This window comes from Pseudonocardia acidicola (assembly GCF_012911935.1).
GTDB classification, from domain to species: Bacteria; Actinomycetota; Actinomycetes; order Mycobacteriales; family Pseudonocardiaceae; genus Pseudonocardia; species Pseudonocardia acidicola.
Genome location: NZ_JAAXLA010000017.1, coordinates 25,325 through 43,071, shown reverse-complemented (window position 1 = coordinate 43,071; position 17,747 = coordinate 25,325). Strand labels below are relative to the sequence as shown.

At 72.8% G+C, this 17,747-nt stretch carries 19 protein-coding genes; 10 read left to right on the top strand and 9 right to left on the bottom strand.

All coding sequences use genetic code 11. The features are described from left to right. Positions 1–60 precede the first annotated feature (60 nt). From HF526_RS11615 to HF526_RS11600, 4 genes are all read left to right on the top strand, one after another. Positions 61–1,020, top strand: a complete 960-nt coding sequence (locus HF526_RS11615; RefSeq protein WP_211177070.1) for a LysR family transcriptional regulator — start codon at positions 61–63, stop codon at positions 1,018–1,020. An 88-nt stretch (positions 1,021–1,108) separates the two neighbouring features. Next, positions 1,109–1,420 carry a hypothetical protein gene (locus HF526_RS11610; RefSeq protein ID WP_169381397.1) on the top strand — a complete coding sequence of 104 codons (312 nt, stop codon included), beginning with the start codon at positions 1,109–1,111 and terminating at the stop codon, positions 1,418–1,420. Positions 1,421–1,488: 68 nt separating this feature from the next. Next, a complete protein-coding gene (locus HF526_RS11605) occupies positions 1,489–2,274 on the top strand; it encodes a helical backbone metal receptor (protein ID WP_420821608.1) in 786 nt (261 codons plus the stop codon). Continuing rightward, complete coding sequence (locus HF526_RS11600; protein ID WP_169381396.1) at positions 2,271–3,341, top strand: enoyl-CoA hydratase/isomerase family protein; 1,071 nt, start codon at positions 2,271–2,273, stop codon at positions 3,339–3,341. Before HF526_RS11605 ends, HF526_RS11600 begins: the two co-directional genes overlap by 4 nt. Before the next feature lie 4 nt (positions 3,342–3,345). On the opposite strand, the gene HF526_RS11595 is transcribed toward HF526_RS11600, so the two are convergent. Continuing rightward, entirely contained in the window at positions 3,346–4,704 is a 1,359-nt protein-coding gene (locus HF526_RS11595) for an HNH endonuclease signature motif containing protein (protein WP_169381395.1), read from the bottom strand. Positions 4,705–4,793: 89 nt separating this feature from the next. Here HF526_RS11595 and HF526_RS11590 point away from each other — a divergent pair, with 89 nt between their 5' ends. Next, on the top strand, positions 4,794–5,393 hold the full coding sequence (locus tag HF526_RS11590) for a TRIC cation channel family protein (RefSeq protein ID WP_169381394.1): 600 nt from the start codon (positions 4,794–4,796) through the stop codon (positions 5,391–5,393). A gap of 6 nt (positions 5,394–5,399) precedes the next feature. On the opposite strand, the gene HF526_RS11585 is transcribed toward HF526_RS11590, so the two are convergent. The 4 genes from HF526_RS11585 to HF526_RS11570 form a co-directional block, all read right to left on the bottom strand. Further along, positions 5,400–6,449 carry an LLM class flavin-dependent oxidoreductase gene (locus HF526_RS11585; protein WP_169381393.1) on the bottom strand — a complete coding sequence of 350 codons (1,050 nt, stop codon included), beginning with the start codon at positions 6,447–6,449 and terminating at the stop codon, positions 5,400–5,402. Positions 6,450–6,481: 32 nt separating this feature from the next. Next, entirely contained in the window at positions 6,482–7,786 is a 1,305-nt protein-coding gene (locus tag HF526_RS11580) for a serine aminopeptidase domain-containing protein (RefSeq protein ID WP_169381392.1), read from the bottom strand. After that, positions 7,783–8,925: a homogentisate 1,2-dioxygenase gene (locus HF526_RS11575; RefSeq protein WP_169381391.1), complete on the bottom strand. Its 1,143-nt coding sequence runs from the start codon at positions 8,923–8,925 to the stop codon at positions 7,783–7,785. The genes HF526_RS11580 and HF526_RS11575 overlap by 4 nt, the downstream gene beginning before the upstream one ends. 99 nt (positions 8,926–9,024) lie before the next feature. Beyond that, the gene (locus HF526_RS11570) at positions 9,025–9,924 is read right to left on the bottom strand and encodes an alpha/beta hydrolase (RefSeq protein WP_169381390.1); all 900 of its coding nucleotides are present in this window, start codon (positions 9,922–9,924) and stop codon (positions 9,025–9,027) included. A 130-nt stretch (positions 9,925–10,054) separates the two neighbouring features. Here HF526_RS11570 and HF526_RS11565 point away from each other — a divergent pair, with 130 nt between their 5' ends. From HF526_RS11565 to HF526_RS11555, 3 genes are all read left to right on the top strand, one after another. After that, positions 10,055–11,365 carry a D-arabinono-1,4-lactone oxidase gene (locus tag HF526_RS11565; RefSeq protein WP_338051413.1) on the top strand — a complete coding sequence of 437 codons (1,311 nt, stop codon included), beginning with the start codon at positions 10,055–10,057 and terminating at the stop codon, positions 11,363–11,365. An 83-nt stretch (positions 11,366–11,448) separates the two neighbouring features. Then, on the top strand, positions 11,449–11,688 hold the full coding sequence (locus HF526_RS11560) for a DUF6400 family protein (RefSeq protein ID WP_169381388.1): 240 nt from the start codon (positions 11,449–11,451) through the stop codon (positions 11,686–11,688). Beyond that, entirely contained in the window at positions 11,681–11,950 is a 270-nt protein-coding gene (locus HF526_RS11555; protein ID WP_169381387.1) for a hypothetical protein, read from the top strand. The genes HF526_RS11560 and HF526_RS11555 overlap by 8 nt, the downstream gene beginning before the upstream one ends. A 29-nt stretch (positions 11,951–11,979) precedes the next feature. Here HF526_RS11555 and HF526_RS11550 read toward each other — a convergent pair whose 3' ends face one another. Next, complete coding sequence (locus HF526_RS11550; protein ID WP_169381443.1) at positions 11,980–13,026, bottom strand: LLM class F420-dependent oxidoreductase; 1,047 nt, start codon at positions 13,024–13,026, stop codon at positions 11,980–11,982. Beyond that, positions 13,026–13,535, bottom strand: a complete 510-nt coding sequence (locus HF526_RS11545; RefSeq protein ID WP_169381386.1) for an SRPBCC family protein — start codon at positions 13,533–13,535, stop codon at positions 13,026–13,028. The genes HF526_RS11550 and HF526_RS11545 overlap by 1 nt, the downstream gene beginning before the upstream one ends. A gap of 122 nt (positions 13,536–13,657) precedes the next feature. Between HF526_RS11545 and HF526_RS11540 the strand changes: the two genes are divergently transcribed. Next, complete coding sequence (locus HF526_RS11540) at positions 13,658–14,128, top strand: NUDIX hydrolase (protein ID WP_338051412.1); 471 nt, start codon at positions 13,658–13,660, stop codon at positions 14,126–14,128. A 15-nt stretch (positions 14,129–14,143) separates the two neighbouring features. Here the strand turns inward: HF526_RS11540 and HF526_RS11535 are convergent, their stop codons facing one another. Both HF526_RS11535 and HF526_RS11530 read right to left on the bottom strand, forming a co-directional pair. Then, entirely contained in the window at positions 14,144–15,475 is a 1,332-nt protein-coding gene (locus HF526_RS11535) for a helix-turn-helix domain-containing protein (protein ID WP_169381384.1), read from the bottom strand. Further along, positions 15,472–16,725 carry a CaiB/BaiF CoA transferase family protein gene (locus tag HF526_RS11530; RefSeq protein WP_338051411.1) on the bottom strand — a complete coding sequence of 418 codons (1,254 nt, stop codon included), beginning with the start codon at positions 16,723–16,725 and terminating at the stop codon, positions 15,472–15,474. The genes HF526_RS11535 and HF526_RS11530 overlap by 4 nt, the downstream gene beginning before the upstream one ends. A 221-nt stretch (positions 16,726–16,946) precedes the next feature. Here HF526_RS11530 and HF526_RS11525 point away from each other — a divergent pair, with 221 nt between their 5' ends. After that, positions 16,947–17,726, top strand: coding sequence for an IclR family transcriptional regulator (locus tag HF526_RS11525; RefSeq protein ID WP_169381383.1), 780 nt, complete (start codon positions 16,947–16,949; stop codon positions 17,724–17,726). Positions 17,727–17,747 lie beyond the last annotated feature (21 nt).

Genomic DNA, 17,747 nt, shown 5'->3' with positions numbered 1-17,747 from the left:
GAAGCTACGACCCGGACATTCATGCGTCCAATGCATCTTTCCGTCTGCCATAATGCAGATGTGCATGAAGCGGAAAGCGCTGTCGCCCACGTACTGGCCGGGACGGCACCGCGGCTGCGCCAGTTCGTCGCCGTCGCGCGCACCGAACACGTCACCCGGGCGGCCGACGACATCGGGGTCCCGCAGCCGACGCTGAGCCGCGGCATCGCCCGGCTGGAGGCCGAGCTGGGCATCGCGCTGTTCGTCCGCAGCGGGCGCACCCTGCACCTGACCCCGGCCGGACGGGCGTTCCTGCGGCACGCCGAACGGGCGCTCGCCGAGCTCGAGGCGGGCGCCCGGGAACTGGTCGGCGACATCGACGCCGAGCACGGCCGGGTGGCACTGGGGTTCCTGCACACACTGGGCAGCGAGGCGGTGCCGCGACTGCTCCGGGAGTTCCGCGCCGAGCACCCCGGCATCCGGATCGACCTCGCCCAGGGAGGGCACGCCGTGCTGCTGGACCGGCTGCGGGGCGGCGAGGTCGACCTCTGCCTGACCTCGCCGCTGCCGGACGAACCCGGGCTCGCCGTCGCGACCATGCACGAGCAGGAACTGCGCCTGGCCGTGCCCGCCGAGCACCCGCTGGCCGAGCGACGATCCGGGCTGCGGCTGGCCGACGCGGCCGGCGCCCAGTTCGTCGGCTTCCTGCCCGGCTTCGGACTGCGCAGCATCGTCGAGGCGTGGTGCCGCGAGGCCGGGTTCGAGCCCCGGTTCGCCTTCGAGGGCGAGGACGTCGAGACGTTGCGCGGGCTGGTCGGCGCCGGGCTCGGCGTCGCCCTGCTCCCGCCGTCCACCCGGTCACCGGTCACGGGCGTCGTCGAACTGCCGGTCACCACGCCGCGCACAACCCGGACCATCGGGCTGGCCTGGGTGCGCGACCGCGCCGCCCCGCCGCCCGTGCGAGCGCTGCGCGAGTTCGTGCTGCGCTCCGGTCCCCGACTGCTCGACCTTCACGCAGGTGACGCAGGGTCACACCGCTGACACCATCAGTCGATCTTCCATAGGGTGGTCAAACCAGACGGAGCAGCGGAATCGCACCGCCACGGGGCGCCGCACGCTGCTGAGCGCCGTGCTCGCACTGTCGCTCGCTCTCGCGGCGACCCTGTCCGGGTGCGCCGTGCGCGGCGCCGGGCAGGCCGGCGGCAGCGGCAGCTTCACCATCCGGTTCGAGGAACTGGTCGAGCAGAAATCCGGCGGCCGATCGCCGATCCTGGTCCCGATCGGCATGGAGCTGGGGGTCAACCTGTTCGTGGCCAGCGGGATCTCGCGGATGAGCGTGCTGCGGGTGGCGAAGGCGGCCCTGCCCAGCGCCGCGGTGCTGCTCGGGACGCTGCTGCTGATCACGTTCGTCCCGTTGATCAGCCTGGCGCTCGTCGGCTGAGCCCGGGCCGTCCGAGAACGCTCCAGACACCGCGCACCGCCGCGGTTCGGCGGCTACGGTCTGAGGCCGTGAGCGAGCGAAGCGTGCGTACGGTGGTCGACGACGAGGGGCGCGAGGTCACCGTGCCGGCCGAGGTACGCCGGGTGGTGTCGATCGTCCCGTCCCTCACCGAGGCCGTCGCGGCGTCCGCGCCCGGACTGCTCGTCGGCGCCACCGACTGGTGCACCCACCCTGCCGACCTCGACGTGCCACGGATCAAGGGCACCAAGAACCCCGACGTCGACGCGATCATCGCCCTGACGCCCGACCTGGTGCTGGCCAACCAGGAGGAGAACCGGCTGCCCGACCTCGACGCGCTGCGCGCCGCCGGGGCCCCGGTCTACGTCACCGACGTGCGCACCCTCGACGGCGAGCACGGCGCGTTCGACTCGCTCGCCCGGATGCTCGCGGCCTGTGGGCTCGACGAACCCGACTGGTTGCGGAAGGCCCGCGACGCCTGGGCCGCGCTGCCCGAGCCCGCGCAACGCCGCCGCGCGGTGACCCCGATCTGGCGCAAGCCGTGGATGGCGCTGGGCCGGGACACGTTCGCCGGCGCGGTGCTGGCCCGGCTCGGGGTGGACAACGTGCTGGCCGACGACCCGGAGCGCTACCCGCGCTTCAACCCGGACGCGCTACCCGACCACGACCTCGTCGTGCTGCCCGACGAGCCCTACCTGTTCACCGCCGACGACGGCCCCGAGGCGTTCCCCGGGGTGCCGCCCGCACTGGTCAGCGGCCGGCTGCTGACCTGGTACGGGCCGAGTCTGGCCGAGGCCGCCCACGAGCTGCCCGGAGTGCTGGCGGCGGCCCGATGAGCGCCCACCACGAGGTCATCGTCCGGCGCGAGGGCGTGCTCGGCCGGCTCACGCTCAACCGTCCACAGGTGCTCAACGCGCTGAGCCTGCCGATGATCCGCACCATCTCCGCGGCCCTCGACGCGTGGGAACACGACGACGCGGTGCAGGCGGTGCTGATCGACGGTGCGGGTGATCGCGGGCTGTGCGCCGGCGGCGACGTGCGCTTCCTGTCCGACGACGCGGCCACCGGCGGGCACGGGGCTCCTGTGTTGCTGTCCGAGGAGTACCGACTCAACGCCCGGATCGCGCGCTACCCCAAGCCGTACATCGCGCTGATGGACGGCGTGGTGATGGGTGGCGGCGTCGGGGTGTCGGCGCACGGCAGCGTCCGGGTGGTGACCCGGCGGACCGTGATCGCCATGCCCGAGGTGACCATCGGCTACGTCCCCGACGTCGGCGGCAGCTGGCTGCTCGCGCACGCGCCGGGCGAGATCGGCCTGCACGCCGCGCTCTGCGGGGCCCGGCTGTCGGCCGCCGAGGCCGTCTACTGCGGGCTGGCCGACGTCGCGGTCGCACCCGAACGGCTCGGTGAGTTCGTCGCCGCGCTGGCCGAGCCGGCGCCGGGCCTCGACGCCGCCGAGATCGCCGGGGAGTTCGCCGTCGACCCGGGCGTTCCCGCGCTCGCCATCGACCGCGAGTGGATCGACGCGTGCTATGCCGCCGAGGACGTCCCGGCGATCCTCGACGCGCTGCACCGGACCGGGCGTCCCGAGGCCCGCAAGGCCGCCGAGGCCATCGGCCGCGGCGCCCCGCTCGCAGGGACCATGGCGCTGCGCGCGATCCGCGCGGCGCGCACCGTCCCGAGCCTGGAGCACGCGCTCGAGACCGAGTACGAGCTGACCCGCTGCTGCGTGCGCTGGCCGGACTTCACCGAGGGGGTGCGCGCCATGCTGATCGACCGGGACGGCACACCGCGGTGGAACCCGGCCACCGCTGCGGAGGTGACCGACGAGGTCGTCGCGCGGTTCCGGGCCGGCGTCCGCCCGGAGGACCCCCCGCTCGGGCTGGTCCCCACCGCGGCGTGACGCCTCAGGCCGCGGCCGCGCGCTCCCGCAACTCGGGTATCAGCCAGGCCAGGATCGGGTTGGGATCCAGGCGCTCGCCACCCCAGTCCGGGGTGATCGTGCGGGCGTCGATGCCGCGGCGGGCGTGCCGGGCGACCAGGTCCGCGACGGCGCCGTGCGGCGGTGCGCCGGCGTCGGGCACCGGCACGCCGTCGGGCCGGGCGAAGCGGAACCCACCCTCGGCGGCCGTGATGCGGTAACCGTGGTCGTGCACCAGCATGTGGTGGAACCCGCAGAGCAGCAGCAGGTTGTCGATGTCGGTCGGCCCGCCCCGCAGCCAGGGACGGACGTGATGCGCCTCGAGGTGGCGGCGGTGGGTGCAGCCCGGGAAGGCACACCGATAGCGGTCCCGGGCACGCAGCGCGCGCAGCTGGGCCCGCGACACCAGCCGGCGGCTCCGGCCCAGGTAGAGCGGGTTGCCGCGGCGGTCCACCAGCAACGCCTGGACGTCGGCCGTGCAGGTGATGCGGGCGGCGGTGGACACCGGTATCGGGACGCCGCCGATCGACCCGGCATCGATCTCGGCGAGCGGGCGCCCGGCCGCGGAGGTGGCGTCGTCATCCACCCGCAGGTGCACGACCAGGCGTTCGGCCTTCGGGGTGGCCGATCCGGCGACCAGCGCGAGCAGGGCGTCGACGCGGCGGGCCGACACCGGATCCAGCGCCGGTCCCGGAGCGTGTTCGGCCCCGCGGGCCGCCTGCTCCTGCTGCGCCTCCTGCCAGGCGTGATGGTGCTCGGCCGACGGTTCGGGTGCCGGCTGCGGAGCATCGGGCGGTTCAGCTGAACCGCCGCCGCCCGCCGTCGCCGCCTCGATCTCCGCGATGACGACGGCGCCCTGCTCGGGTGGGATCCGGGCGCGCAGCACCAGCGACCCGTCGCTCGCCCACGTCCACCGCAGGTAGCGACGGGCCGCGACCGGCCGCGCGTCGGCACCCGCCCGTGCGGCCCGCACCAGCGTCTCGAGCTGTGAGGTCGTTCCGTTCAGCGCGATCGCGAGCAGCGACTCCTCGCTGTCCGCCGTCGCGACCCGCGTCAGTGCACGGACCTTGGAGTAGGAGACCCGGCCCGCGGCGAACGCCGCCGTCGTCGCCGGGAGGTCCCGGAGGGCGTGCGCAACACGCAGATGGTCGCGCGCCGTGCGCAGGCTCATGCCGACCCGCCAGTTCAGCCAGTGTGCGCACGACCGCACGCCGTGGCCGGCCCACCCGTCACGGCGATCGAACTCGGCCATCAGCTGCAGGAGCCGGCAGGTTCCCGCGGCCAGGTGGCCCGCCATGCCGACCAGCTCGGACTCCACCTCGGCCGTCATCATGTCATCGAACATACGTTCGATGATGTCGGACGCCTCCGACAGTCCGGCGCAGGTGCGCGCAACCAGGTCTGCCCCTCCGAGCACCGGGCTACCCTCCCCGTGTGATCGTGCTGCTCGACCTGCTCGGGGTCGCAGTGTTCGCCGCTTCGGGGGCGCTCGCCGCGGTGCACTCCCGACTGGACGTGTTCGGCGTCGTCGTGCTGGCCGCCGTGACCGCGCTCGGCGGCGGGGTGACCCGTGACGTGCTGCTCGGCATCACCCCGCCGACCACCCTGCGGCAGTGGCCCTACCTGCTCACACCGCTGGTCGTCGCGCTGATCGTGTTCCGGTTCCATCCGACCGTCGCCCGGTTGCGCCGCGGTGTGCAACTCGCCGACGCGCTCGGGCTCGCGCTGTTCGCCACCACCGGCACCGCCGTCGCGCTGGACGCCGCCGCTCCGGTCGTCACCGCCGGGCTGATCGGCGTGATCACCGGGATCGGCGGCGGCGTGCTGCGCGACGTGCTGCTCAACGAGATCCCGCTGGTGCTGCGCCGCGAGATCTACGCGCTGGCCGCGGCGGCCGGGGCCGGCGTGGTGGTCGCCGGGAACCGGCTCGGGCTGCCACCGGTCCCGGTCACCCTGGTCGGCGCCGCGCTCGTCGCCGCCCTGCGCATCCTCGCGCTGTGGCGGCGGTGGAACGCGCCGATCCCCCGCTCGTGACCGCCCTCACCGCAGCGCCGGCATGACCTCCTTCGCGAACAGTTCCATGGACGCGGCCACCTGGGCGTGCGGGCGGTTGCCGAAGTTCATGAAGCAGTGCACCTTCTCCACGCCTGCCGCGCGCGCCTTCTCCAGCTTGGCGATCACCGTCTCCGGGTCACCGATCATCGCGACGTCGGTGTTGTTCTCGATGTGCTCCCAGGTGACCGTGTTGTTCCACGCGTAGAGCTCCTCGTAGACCTTGCGGCCCTCCGGGTCGTTGATGCGCCGGGGATCGAACACGCTGCCGATGCTGCGGTAGTAGTCGATGAGCTGCCGGCCGCCGTCGGAGTACGCCCGGTCCTTGGACGGCACGACGAACGTGTACCAGGTCATCGGAACGTCGACCGTCGACGCGTCGCGGCCGGCTTCGGCCCACAACCGCTTGAACGTGCCGATGCGTTCTTCGATCCGGTCCATCGTGCGCAGCGTCGCGCTGACCCCGGCCACCGGGATGCCGAGCGCCGCAGCCCGCTCGAAGCTCGACGGGCTCAGCGCCGCCATGTACATCGGCGGTGGCTTCACGGGCAGCACGTTGATCCGCACGTCGTCGACCCGGTAGTACGTGCCGTGATAGCTGAACCGCTCCCCCGTCCAAGCCTTCCGGATGATGTCGAGCGACTCGTCGAAGCGCTCGCGGCTCTCGTCCTGGTCACGGATGCGGAAGCCCTCGTACTCGTGGATGAGGAAGCCGCGGCCGGCTCCGAAGACCAGCCGGCCGTTGCTGATCAGGTCGACCATCGCGTAGTCCTCGGCCACCTGCACGGGGTCGTGGAAGGGCAGGATGCTGACCCCGCAGCCCAGCCCGATCCGGCTGGTGCGGGCGGCCGCGGCGGACAGCAGCACGGCCGGTGAGGGCACGACGCCGTAGTTGCTGTAGTGGTGTTCGGCGATCCAGAAGTCCTCGTAGCCGAGTTCCTCGGCGAGCACGATCTGGTCCAGCAGTTCGGCGTAGAACTGCTGGTTGGACCGCTGGGCGGGGTCGTTGTCGCAGATGCTGAGCATCCCGAACCGCATGGGTGACTCCTTCGTCTCCGCGTGCGCGGTGATCAGGCCTCGAAGCGCTCCCGCATCCACTTCTGGACGTGGTCGGCCGCCTCGGCGCGGGTGTCCCGGCCGGCGCCCCGCTCCCCCGACGGCAACAGGTAGTGGTCCGCGCCCTCGATCATCACGAGCGACTTGTCCGCGTGCGGGACGGCGTCGTGGATCGCCCGGCTGTCGGACGGGTAGATGTCGCGGTCGGCGGTGCCGGTGGTGACCAGGCACGGGATGTCGAGTGCCGCCGCGTTGTCGACCAGGCGGGCCCGCGACGAGATCGCCGACCAGGTGCTCAGCCAGGCCCGTGGAGTGACGAGCCGGGCCAGCCCCCACTCGCCGAAGTTGTCCATCTCGGGCTGAGCCGACCAGATGCCGCCCTGCACCCGGTCGCTGGGCTCGATCCGCAGGTCCAGGTAGGCCGGGTTGGCCGTGGTCCGGTACACGACCATGTACTTCGCGGCCACCGCGCGGCGGCGGATCTCCGCCTTCGCCCTGGTGGAGAGCTGCTCGGCGCCGGGCTCGGCCAGCATGTCCCGGTAGCGGCGCTGCTCGGCGACGGCGGCCCGGGCCATCGCGTCGAGTCGGCGCACCCGCTCGTGCTGGGCCGCTCGGTAGGCGGTGAGGAACTCCGCGCTGTAGCGGCTCTGTGCCGGGCGCTCCCGGAACCCGTTGGCCGGGTCGAACATGTCCCGTGCGGGATCGACGGCGATCGGGTCGGCCTCGTCGACGACCGACGGGTCGATGATCCGGCCCAGCAGCGCACCCTGGCCGGTGTGCGCCGCGGACAGGATGATCCCGTCGGCGACCGGCATGTCCTCGCCGGGCAGGTCGATCGGCTCGCCCGAGGGCAGGTCGCGCAGCCGCTGCTGCGGCGGGGTCGCGGCCTGGGCCTGGTAGAAGCCGTAGAGCGAGCCGCCACCACTGGTGCCCAGCAGCACGACGGATCCGAAACCCCGTTCGCCGCGCAGGTGTCGCAGCGCGCCGGCGATGTCGAGCAGCAGGTGCTCGTGCGTGGTCGCGACGTCGTTGCCCAGCCAGCGGCTGTTGTGCGCGAACACCGCGTACCCGGCGTCGAGGAAGTGCCGGATCTGGAAGTGGCGCTGCACGTCGACGCGCGGGTGGGAGAAGCACACGACGGTCCGCGACGCGCCCGCCGGGGCGTAGAGCATGCCGCGGGTCTCGGCGCCGTCGGTGGCGAACAGACTGATCATCTCGGCCGCGCAACCCGCCGGCAGCGACGAGAACGTGGTGTACCGGGTGCGCTTGAGGTAGGTGTCGGTCTGGTTGTCCTCCGGACGGGCGCCGCCCACGGTCATGCGCGGCCGCCGTCGACCCGGACCGCCTGGTCGGAGAACGTCGCCCAGTAGTCCGGGTCCTCGGCGTCGATGAACGCCTGGGTCCACGCCAGCGGCTTCTCCGAGTCGACGTTGACGAGATAGGCCTCCATCCGGTCCAGCTTCTCCGCAGCCTCGAACGCCTTCGGGTTCGGGCCGTGGTGGATACCGGCCGGGTGCAGCGTGACCGTTCCCGTGCCCAACTCCTCCGAGCGCGACATCAGCCGGCCGGAGTGGGTGAAGATGACCTCGTCGTAGTCGACGTTGCGGTGGTAGCTGGGCACCCGCACGGCGTCCGGCGCGGTCTCGAACGGTTTGGGCTGGAACGTGACCACCCAGAACCCGGGGCACTGGAACGTCGCGTAGCTGACCGGCGGCAGGTGGGTGCGGTCCGACGACGGCCCGCGCAGGTCGCGCACGTTGAGCTTGTAGACGCACAGGTTGCCGGTCCAGCCGACGACGTCGAGCGGGCAGAAGTCGTGGTAGACGCGCGTCCACCGGTCGGCGCGCTTGATCCGGATCTCGTACTCGCGGGGCTCGGTCTCCGGCGGCGCGGGTTGCGGGTCCGGGGCGTGCAGCAGCGCGAAGTCGAACGGCACGTGCTGGCCGAACATGCCGCGGTCCGGGAAGCCGACCGGGCCCGTGCGCGACTCGATGATCAGGAAGAAGTTGTCCGGCACGTCCGGGACGACGCGGTAGTTGGTGCCCTTGGGGATGACGACGTAGTCCCCGGTCTCGTAGGGCAGCGGGCCGTAGTCGGTCTCCACGGTGCCCCGGCCCTCGTGCACGAAGTGGATCTCGTCGCCGTCGGCGTTGCGCATGTAGTACGACATGGGCTCGCGGCGCCGGGAGACGTAGAGGTGCACGTCGGGGTTGTGCAGGATCCGTTCCGGGATGCCGGCCGGGTCGATCTGGTCGGTCGGCTGCACCCGCAGGGAGTTCATGGCCCGCGGTTTGAGGTCGCCCTCGATGCGGGTCCAGCGCGTCGGCGGGTGCGACCGGTAGAGCATCGAGACCTCACCGAAGAACCCGCCGCGGCCGTGCTCGTCCTCGACGGTCCCCTCCGGCCAGCCGGTCCGCCCCTGCCGGGAGGTGACGCCCTTGGCAAACCTGATCTCCATCGTGACTACCCCCCGATCTGGCCCGCTAGCATGCCAGCAGTCCAACAGCCGGCGACAAGTGTGTCAAGGGCCACACCGGGCGGTTCAGCTGAACCGCGGTCAGACCAGCAGGTGCTCGACGAACCAGTCCCGGGCCGCCGCGCTCGCGCCCTCGAACCCCTTCACGTAGGCATCGAAATGCCCGCCCGGCAGGATCACGAGCTTCTTCGGCTCCCGGGCCCGCTCGTAGGCGTCGATGGCGAGATGGGTGGGGGTGAGGACGTCCTCCCGGGCGACGACGAGCAGCAGCGGCGTCGGACTGATCCGGCCGATGTAGCCGGCCGGCTCGTACTCCCCCAGCATCTCCACGGTGCGCAGCGTGACCTCGTTGCGCCAGGACGGCGCCCGCGTCTTGCCGGTCTCGGTGAACCACGTGTACGAGTCCGGCGTCGGCAGCGCCGAGGGGGCCAGCGGATCGGCATCGACCACCGGCACCATCGCGGGCGGGTCGCCGGCGAACCGGGCGGCACGGTCGGCGTCGAACATCTCCCGGAACCCGGCCCGGAAGTCGGAGCGGACGAGCTCGCCGACGTTGGCCGAGCCGCTGACGAGCGGGACCTGCGCGACGACAGCCCGCACGCGCCGGTCGATGGCGCCGACGACGAGCACGTGCCCGCCCGAGTAACTGGTGCCCCAGATCCCGATCCGGACCGGGTCGACCTCGTCGAGCGTGCACGCACAGGTGATCGCGTGCCGGTAGTCGCGCACCTGCGCCCACGGGTCGATCTCCTGGCGCGGCACGCCGTCGCTGGCTCCGAAGTTGCGGTTGTCGAACACCAGCGCGTTCAGGCCGGCGTCGGCGAACACCTCGGCGAAGGAGTCCAGGTACATCTCCTTGACCGCAGAGAACCCGTGCGCCATCACGATGGTCGGCGCCCGCCCGGAGGCCCCCTCGGCGGGGTAGAACCAGCCCCGCAGGAGAACACCCTCGGCGTCGAACTCGATGTCCCGTCGGTTCATCGCGGCCTCCTCGCCGTCACACCTGGGACTGCGAGCTTAGGTGCTCCAGGTCACATCAGACACCTGGGCGAGCCTCGTGGGCCTGGCACGGAGGATGTCACGGGTCCCGCCGGATGGGACCCTTCGAGTCGTGGCATGGGGCGACGGGCCGTTCTGGTCCAACTGGGCCGGCACCGCCGACGCGCGGCCACAACTGTTCGCTTCTCCGGCTTCCGTCGCGCAACTGCAGACCGTCGTCCGGGAGGCCGCCGCGCGTGGGCTCCGGGTCAAGGCGCTGGGCTCCGGACACTCGTTCACCCCGATCGCGGTGACCGACGGCGTCGCGGTGCGGCTCGGCCGACTCACCGGGATCCTGCGTGCGGACATCGAAGCGGGCCTGGTCACCGTGCTCGCCGGCACCACGTTGCACGAGCTCGGTGAGCGGCTGTGGGCGCTCGGGCTGGCGATGGAGAACCTCGGCGACATCGACGGGCAGACCGTCGCCGGTGCGATCTCCACCGGCACCCACGGCACCGGGGCGCGCTTCGGCGGCCTCGCCACCCAGGTCCGCGGCCTGCGGCTGGTTCTCGCCGACGGCACGCTGCTCGACTGCTCCGCCGAGCAGAACCCGGACGTGTTCGCCGCGGCCCGGATCGGCCTGGGCGCGCTCGGTGTCATCGCGACGGTGACGCTGCAGTGCGTCCCCGCGTTCCTGCTGCACGCCACGGAGGCCCCGGGCCTGCTCGGTGACGTCCTCGACGGCTTCGACGAGCTCGCCGCGGCCAACGACCACGCCGAGTTCTACTGGTTCCCGCACACCCGCCGGGTACTCACCAAGCGCAACAACCACAGCCGCGGGCCTGCCCGCCCGCTGGGCCGGTTGCGCCGCGCGATCGACGACGAGTTCCTGTCCAACACCGTGTTCGAGTGGACCAACCGGCTGTGCGCGGCCCGCCCGTCGATGATCCCGCGGGTCAACGCCCTCGCCGCGCGGGCGCTCTCGGCGCGGGAGTACGTCGACCGCTCCTACCGGGTGTTCGCCTCGCCGCGCCGGGTGGTGTTCCGGGAGATGGAGTATGCGGTGCCGCGGAAGGCCGCCCGCCACGTGCTCACCGAGATCGACGGCTGGCTGCGGCGCAGCGGCGAGCACATCGCGTTCCCGGTCGAGGTGCGGGTGACCGCCGCCGACGACGTCTGGCTGTCCACCGCCTACCAGCGCGACAGCGCCTACATCGCGGTGCACCAGCATGTGCGCCGCGACCATCGGGCCTACTTCGACGCCGTGGAGCAGATCGCGCGGTCGGTCGGCGGGCGGCCGCACTGGGGCAAGCTGCACTCCCTCGACGCGGCGCGGTTGCGCGAGACCTACCCGCGTTTCGACGACTTCGTGGCCGTGCGCGACCGGCTCGACCCGGACCGCCGCTTCGCCAACCTGCACCTGCGGCAGATCCTCGGGCCATGAACCGGCCGGGTGTGTGCGGTTACACAATCGGGTCGGTCACGACCGTCTGGTTGGGCAGGCCCGACCGGTAGTACCCACGAGGGGTGGACCGACTGCTCCCCCAGCTCCCCGAACACCCCGACGACCTCCCCGGCTACGCGTTCGACATGGCCGCGCACGAGAACACCCGGTTGGCCGCGGTCCTCGCCGCGACCCCCGACTGGGATCCGGGCGCAGCGCTGGCCGCCGAGACCCAGGCCCGCCGGATGCTCTACAGCGGGCTCGACGCCGAACAGCAGGAGATCTACCGGATGCTGGTCGAGGCGGGCGTGCTCGATGCGTGACCCGCAGGCCGACATCGGCCGCCGCGTCTGGGTGGCCTGCCCGCGCTGCGACGACCAGGTCCACTGCGCGGCCTGCGCCGCGGGCCGCAGCTGCGAGACGCACTGGCGGTTCCTGCTGGGCGCCGAGGGCCGGCGTGTGTTCGTGCAGTGCCCCGGATGCTGGCACCGCTGGTGGCACGACACCGGGTTCGGTGTCGGCGACCGGCCGGCCGGCCTGGACGAGGTCCCGGATTTCCCGCAGCGGGGCGGCGCCGCGGCGTGACGCCCCTCGCGCGGTCCGCTGCCACCCGCTCAGCCCGCCGCGCGGACCAGGTCGAGGGCGCGGCCGAGCGTGGTCAGCCGGTCGTCGAGTGTCTCACCCGCCGGGTAGAGCCGGACGGTGTCGACGCCGGCGGCGCGCCATACCCGCAGCCGTTCGCGGACCATGTCCTCGGTGCCGATCAGCGTCGTGGCCAGCACCATCTCGTCGGTGACGAGGCCCGCGGCCCCGTCCCGGTCGCCGGCCTGCCAGCGCTCGCGGACCTGCGCAGCGACCTCGGCCCACCCCTGGCGGCTGTAGGCGTCGTTGTAGAAGTTGGTGGCGGCCGACCCCATCCCGCCCAGGCTGAAGGCGAGCTCGGACTTGCGCCGGCCCACCAGCCGGGCGAGGTCGTCGAGGTCGTCGGCGAAGGCGACCTCGGCGCCCTGGCAGATGTCGATGTCCGCGCGCGTGCGGCCGGCGCGGACCAGTCCGGTGTCGAGATGGCCGAGGTAGGCGTCCGCGCCCTCGGGGACGAAGCTCGTGCCGAGCCAGCCGTCGGCGACCTCGCCGGTCAGCTGCAGCATCTTCGGCGACAGCGTCGCCAGGTAGATCGGGATCTCCGCGGCGGCCGGCACGGTGACCCGCATCGGGCGGCCCTCCCCACCGGGCAGCGGGATCTGGAACCGGTCGCCGGAGTAGGTCACCTTCTCCCCGGTGAAGACCCGGCGGACGATCTGGACGGTCTCCCGCATCCGGGCCAGCGGCTTGGCGAACGGGACGCCGTGCAGGCCCTCGATGACCTGCGGCCCCGAGGTGCCCAGACCCAGCAGGAAGCGGCCGCCGGACAGGTAGGCCAACGTCATCGCCGTCATCGCGATCGCGACCGGGGTGCGGGTGCCGAGCTGGATGACTCCGGAGCCGAGCAGCATCCGGTCGGTGCGGGCCGCCAGGTAACCCAGCGGCGACGGCGCGTCTGAGCCCCAGGCCTCGGCCACCCAGCAGATGTCGAGCCCGAGCTTCTCGGCCTCCAGCACGAAGTCCAGCGTCTCCTGCCAGCTCGCGCCGCCCGAGGCCTCGACCGTGGTGGCCGTGCGCATCACGCGGTCTCGGCCCGTCTCTTGATCTCGGCCAGGTTCTTCTCGATGCCCGCCTCGATCTCGCACAGCCGCCCGTGGACGATCTTCTGCTCCCGGTCGGGCATCCGGTCGATCGCCAGGTTCAGCCCCGACCGGCCCGGCCCCATCTGCATCCATTGCCGCAGTACCGTCCCCGGGCCCTCGGGCTGCAGCGTGAACCGCCAGACCGCGGTGGGGCAGGCCGGGTCCTCGACCGCCCAGGCGAACGCCCGCAGCGCCTCGCACTCGATCACGTGTGAGGTCGTCGACCATTCCCCGATGGCCTGGTGCGCGTTGTGGCCGCGGAAGGTGTGGCCCACCGCCGGCCCGGTCGCCCCGTCCAGCCACTCCACCGACTGCAGTTCCGTGCTGACCTGCGGCATCAGCTCGATGTCGCTGACCAGTTCCCACACCCGCTGCGGCGGTGCCTCGACGTAGGTCTGCGCCTGCACCGTCGGGGTGTCGGCGTAGCGCTGCCCGGTCCACTCCATGACGTGCAGAGTTTCGCAAGAGAACTCTGCTGTCAATCGGCGCGTCGGCGCGCGAGGCGGCGATGCACGCCTCAGGACGCTGCGCGAGCGTGGGCGGACGGCGGACCGGCCAGGATGACGACGTGCGACTCAGCGCGGGGATCCTGCTCTACCGGTTCACCGGACCCGGCCGGCTCGAGGTGCTGCTCGGGCACATGGGCGGGCCGTTCTGGGCACGCAAGGACGACCACGCCTGGTCGATCCCCAAGGGCGAGCACGACGCCGGCGAGGACCCGCGGGCCGCGGCGGCCCGCGAGTTCACCGAGGAACTCGGCGCGCCGCCACCGCCCGGGCCGCACGTCGACCTCGGCACGGTAACCCAGTCCGGAGGGAAGAAGGTCACCGCGTTCGCGGTGCACGGGGACTTCGACGCCGAGCACATCCAGAGCAACACCTTCGAGATCGAGTGGCCGCGCGGCTCCGGCACGCTGCGCAGCTTTCCCGAGATCGACCGGGCCGCCTGGTTCGACCTCGAGGCCGCGCGCAGCAAGCTGGTGAAGGGCCAGCTGCCCTTCCTCGAGCGGCTCCGCGCGGCCGTCACGCCGCCCGGCTGAGATGCCTCCGGCCCCTCAGAACGCGCTGCGAGTCAGATCCATCCCGAACTGGCGCATCTTGCGGTAGAGCGTCGACCGGGAGATCTCCAGGATCTGTGCGGCCTCCTTCTTGTTGCCGCCGGTGCGCCGCAGCGTGGACAGCATCTCGGTGAACTCCAGCTGCTCGAGCTGGGTGAGCCGGCGGCGCGGGGCGTCGGTCAGCACCTCGTCGGGCAGGTGGCGGGCGCGGATGTCGCCGGCCGGGCAGCCGGCGATGACCCGGCGCACCACGTTCTCCAGTTCGCGGATGTTCTCGGTCCACTCCAACCGGGACAGTGCCTGCACGGCCTCGGGCATCCAGCGCCGCGGCCGGCCCTCGACCCGCAGGCTCAGCGCGGCCAGCAGCTGGGGCAGGTCGTCGAGGCGCCGGCGCAGCGCCGGGACGTCGATGGTCGCCACCGCGAAGCGCCGCAGCAGGGGCCGGAACGGTTCCCCCGCGCCGGCGCCGAGGGTCAGCGTGCCGGCCGGCCGGACGTCGGGGTGGGCCAGGTCGAGCAGGCTGCACACGGTCTGCGCGGCGGGTGGCTCGAGGCACTCCAGACGGCGCACCACGACGACCGCGCCCGGCTCCGCGAGCCGCTCGCGCAGCTCGCGGGCCCACGCGGTGAACCCGTCGACGGGCACCAGCGCGGCGTCCATGACCCGCACCCGCTCGGCGCCGAACAGCGCGGTGAGCAGGCTGAGCTTGCCGGTGCCGACCTCACCGCGGACCAGTATCGGCAGGCCGCTGTCGCGGGCGTGCACCGCTTCGGCACACATCTCCCGCCACTGCTCGCCCTGCCCGGCCAGCCCGGCGAACTCGCCCGCGCCGACCGTGGCCCGGACCCGGGTGGGCGCCCCGCGGGGCGGCTCGTCGCAGCCGGCGGCCTCGATGACGGCGCCGATGACCCGGCCGTGGTCGTCGATCGGCCGGCACACCCCGACGACCGTGCGACCGTCGGCGAGCGGGAACTCGCACGAGTCCGCCCGGCCGCTGGCGATGGCCCGGGCGGCCTGCTCCCAGAGCATCGCCTGGCTCACCCCGTGGAACAGCCGGGCCGCCACCGGGTTACTGATGATCGTCCGCTCGCTGACGCAGGTCACCGGCCGCCCGGCGAGCCGGCTGCGGGAGCGCAGGTAGGCATCCAGCAGCAACCGTTCGGTGCGCGCCGCCGGGTCGCGCGTCAGTCCCTCGGCCTCGGGCTCGTGGGCGCGCTGCACGGAGGGCTGCAGCGCCGCGCGCAGGGCCGGGCGCAGGCCGGCCTGCGAGGCCGTGCGCGGCGCGTTCCGCGGGATCCGGGTCGGTCCCGGCCGCACCGGCGCGCTCATCCCGCCGCCTCGAGCGCAGCGGGCTCGCCGGCGGCGTAGGCGACCCCGGCGGCGAGCAGGTTGTCGATGCGCGCGACGGTGTGCCCGGCCTCGGCGAGGACATCGCGGGTGTCGGCGCCCAGCCGGGGGGCGTGCCGGCGCAGCCGGCCCGGGGTGCGGGAGAAGCGGGCCGGGGTCGACACCGCGCGGTAGCGGCCCTCCGTCGGGTGGATCGCCGTGGTCACCAGGCCGCCCTCGCGGACGTACGGGTCGTCGGGGACGTCCTCGAGCTCCATCACGGGAGTCGCGGGGATGCTCACGCGGGCGCAGAACTCCAGCCATTGCGCGGTGGTGCGCTCCGCGGCCGCGGCCGCGACGACGTCGAGCAGTGCGGCCATGTTCGCGTGCCGCCGGTCGACGGTGCCGAACCGCGGGTCGGCACCCAGCTCAGGGCGGCCGATGTGGTCGAAGAAGTCCCGCCAGTTGCGGTCGGAGTAGGGCAGCAGGCAGACCCAGCCGTCAGCGGTGCGCTGCGGGCGCCGGTTGGCGGTGAGCACCCGGGTCCAGCCGAAGCCGCCCTCGGGCGGCTCGAAGGTGTGCCCGTTGAGGTGCTCGACGAGGTTGAAGGCGATCATGGTGTCGACCATCGGGACGTCCACCCACTGGCCCTCGCCGGTGCGCTCGCGGTGCATCAGCGCGGCCAGCAGGCTGTAGACGACGGTCAGCCCGCACACCTTGTCGGCCACCACGAACGGCGCGTAACCCTGCTCGCCACCGGCCCGCTGGTACAGCGAGGTCATCCCCGACCGCGCCTGCACGATGTCGTCGTACGCGGCCAGGTTCTCCACGTCGGAGCCGGTGCGGAAGGCCTGCGCGGTGCACAGCACGACCCCGGGGTTCACCGCGGCCAGGGCCTCGTAGGTCAGCCCGAGGCGCTCGCGGGAGGCCGGCCGCAGGTTGGTCAGCACGGCGTCGGCGCCGCGGACCAGGTCGGCCAGCACCTCTCGACCCTCGGGCGCCTTCAGGTCGATCGCGACGCTGCGCTTGTTGCGGTTGAGGTTGAGCGCCAGGCCGCTCATCCCGGGGTGGCGGCGCGGCCCGATGCCGCGGGCCATGTCCCCGGCCGGCTCCTCGACCTTGATCACGTCGGCACCCAGGTCGCCCAGGATGGCCGCGGCGTACGGACCCATGATCACGGTGGTCAGATCGATGATCCGGAGCCCGGCCAGCGGGCCCGGAGCGGGGTTCGGATCGGCATCAGAGTCGGCCACATCGCCTCCGTCGGTCTCGCTCCGGGTACCGACCAGCCGGCCCCGGGAAGATCGGGCCCGACTGTATGGCCGAGATCACGATTACGCAATATCCGCACAGTCTCCGTATATACGTAACCCAGCGGATTCGCTGTGTAGCGATGGGCGACACCGCCGAGAGATGTGCAAGATCGTGAACTACCCTACGTATATACGTTTTCGCGGCGGAACGGAGAGCTGGCATGAACCCCGCCCCGACGGCCGGCGCACCGGCCCCGTCGCCCGCGCGGTCCCGGCGCCGCAACCACCGCACGGTGGACCGCATCGCACAGATCCTCGAGCTCGCGGCCCGCGAACACGGCGGGCTGAGCCTCACCGAGATCGCCCAGCGCGTCGGCGCGCCGATCAGCTCCGTCCAGGGCCTGGTCAACGGCCTGGCCGCGGTCGGCTATCTCACCGAGCAGGGCCGCCGGTTCGTCCTCGGGCCGGCGCCCTACGTGCTCAACCTGCTCGCCGACCGCCCGCCGGTCAGCGTGGTCCGGCACGACGATCTCGAGACGCTGCTCGACATGACCGGGTGCACGGTGCTGCTCGGGGTCATGGTCGGCCGCGATGTCATCTACATCGACTACGCGACCGACTCCCCCGCCCACGCCTACGCCACCGAGACCCGCATCCACCGGCCGCTGATCCGCACCGCGACCGGCCGGGTGCTGCTCGCCAACCTCGACAAGCGCGAGCTCTACGCCTACCTCAACGGGCTCGACCCGGCCGACCAGCAGTACGTCGACGGCTTCCTCACCGAGCTCAACACGATCCGTTCCGAGGACGTCGCGACGACCCGCGGGCACATGAACCCCGAGGTGTGGGCCGTCGCGACCCCGGTGCGCGAGGACGGCCGGGTGGTCGCCGCGGTGGGCCTGGCGGGGACGCCCGGGCAGATGGAGGGCCGGCAGGACCAGCTCGGCCAGATCCTGCGCACCCAGGTCCGCAGCCTCGGCCACCGCGACGGGCGGTCCTGACGCCGGGGCGCCGGCGCGGAT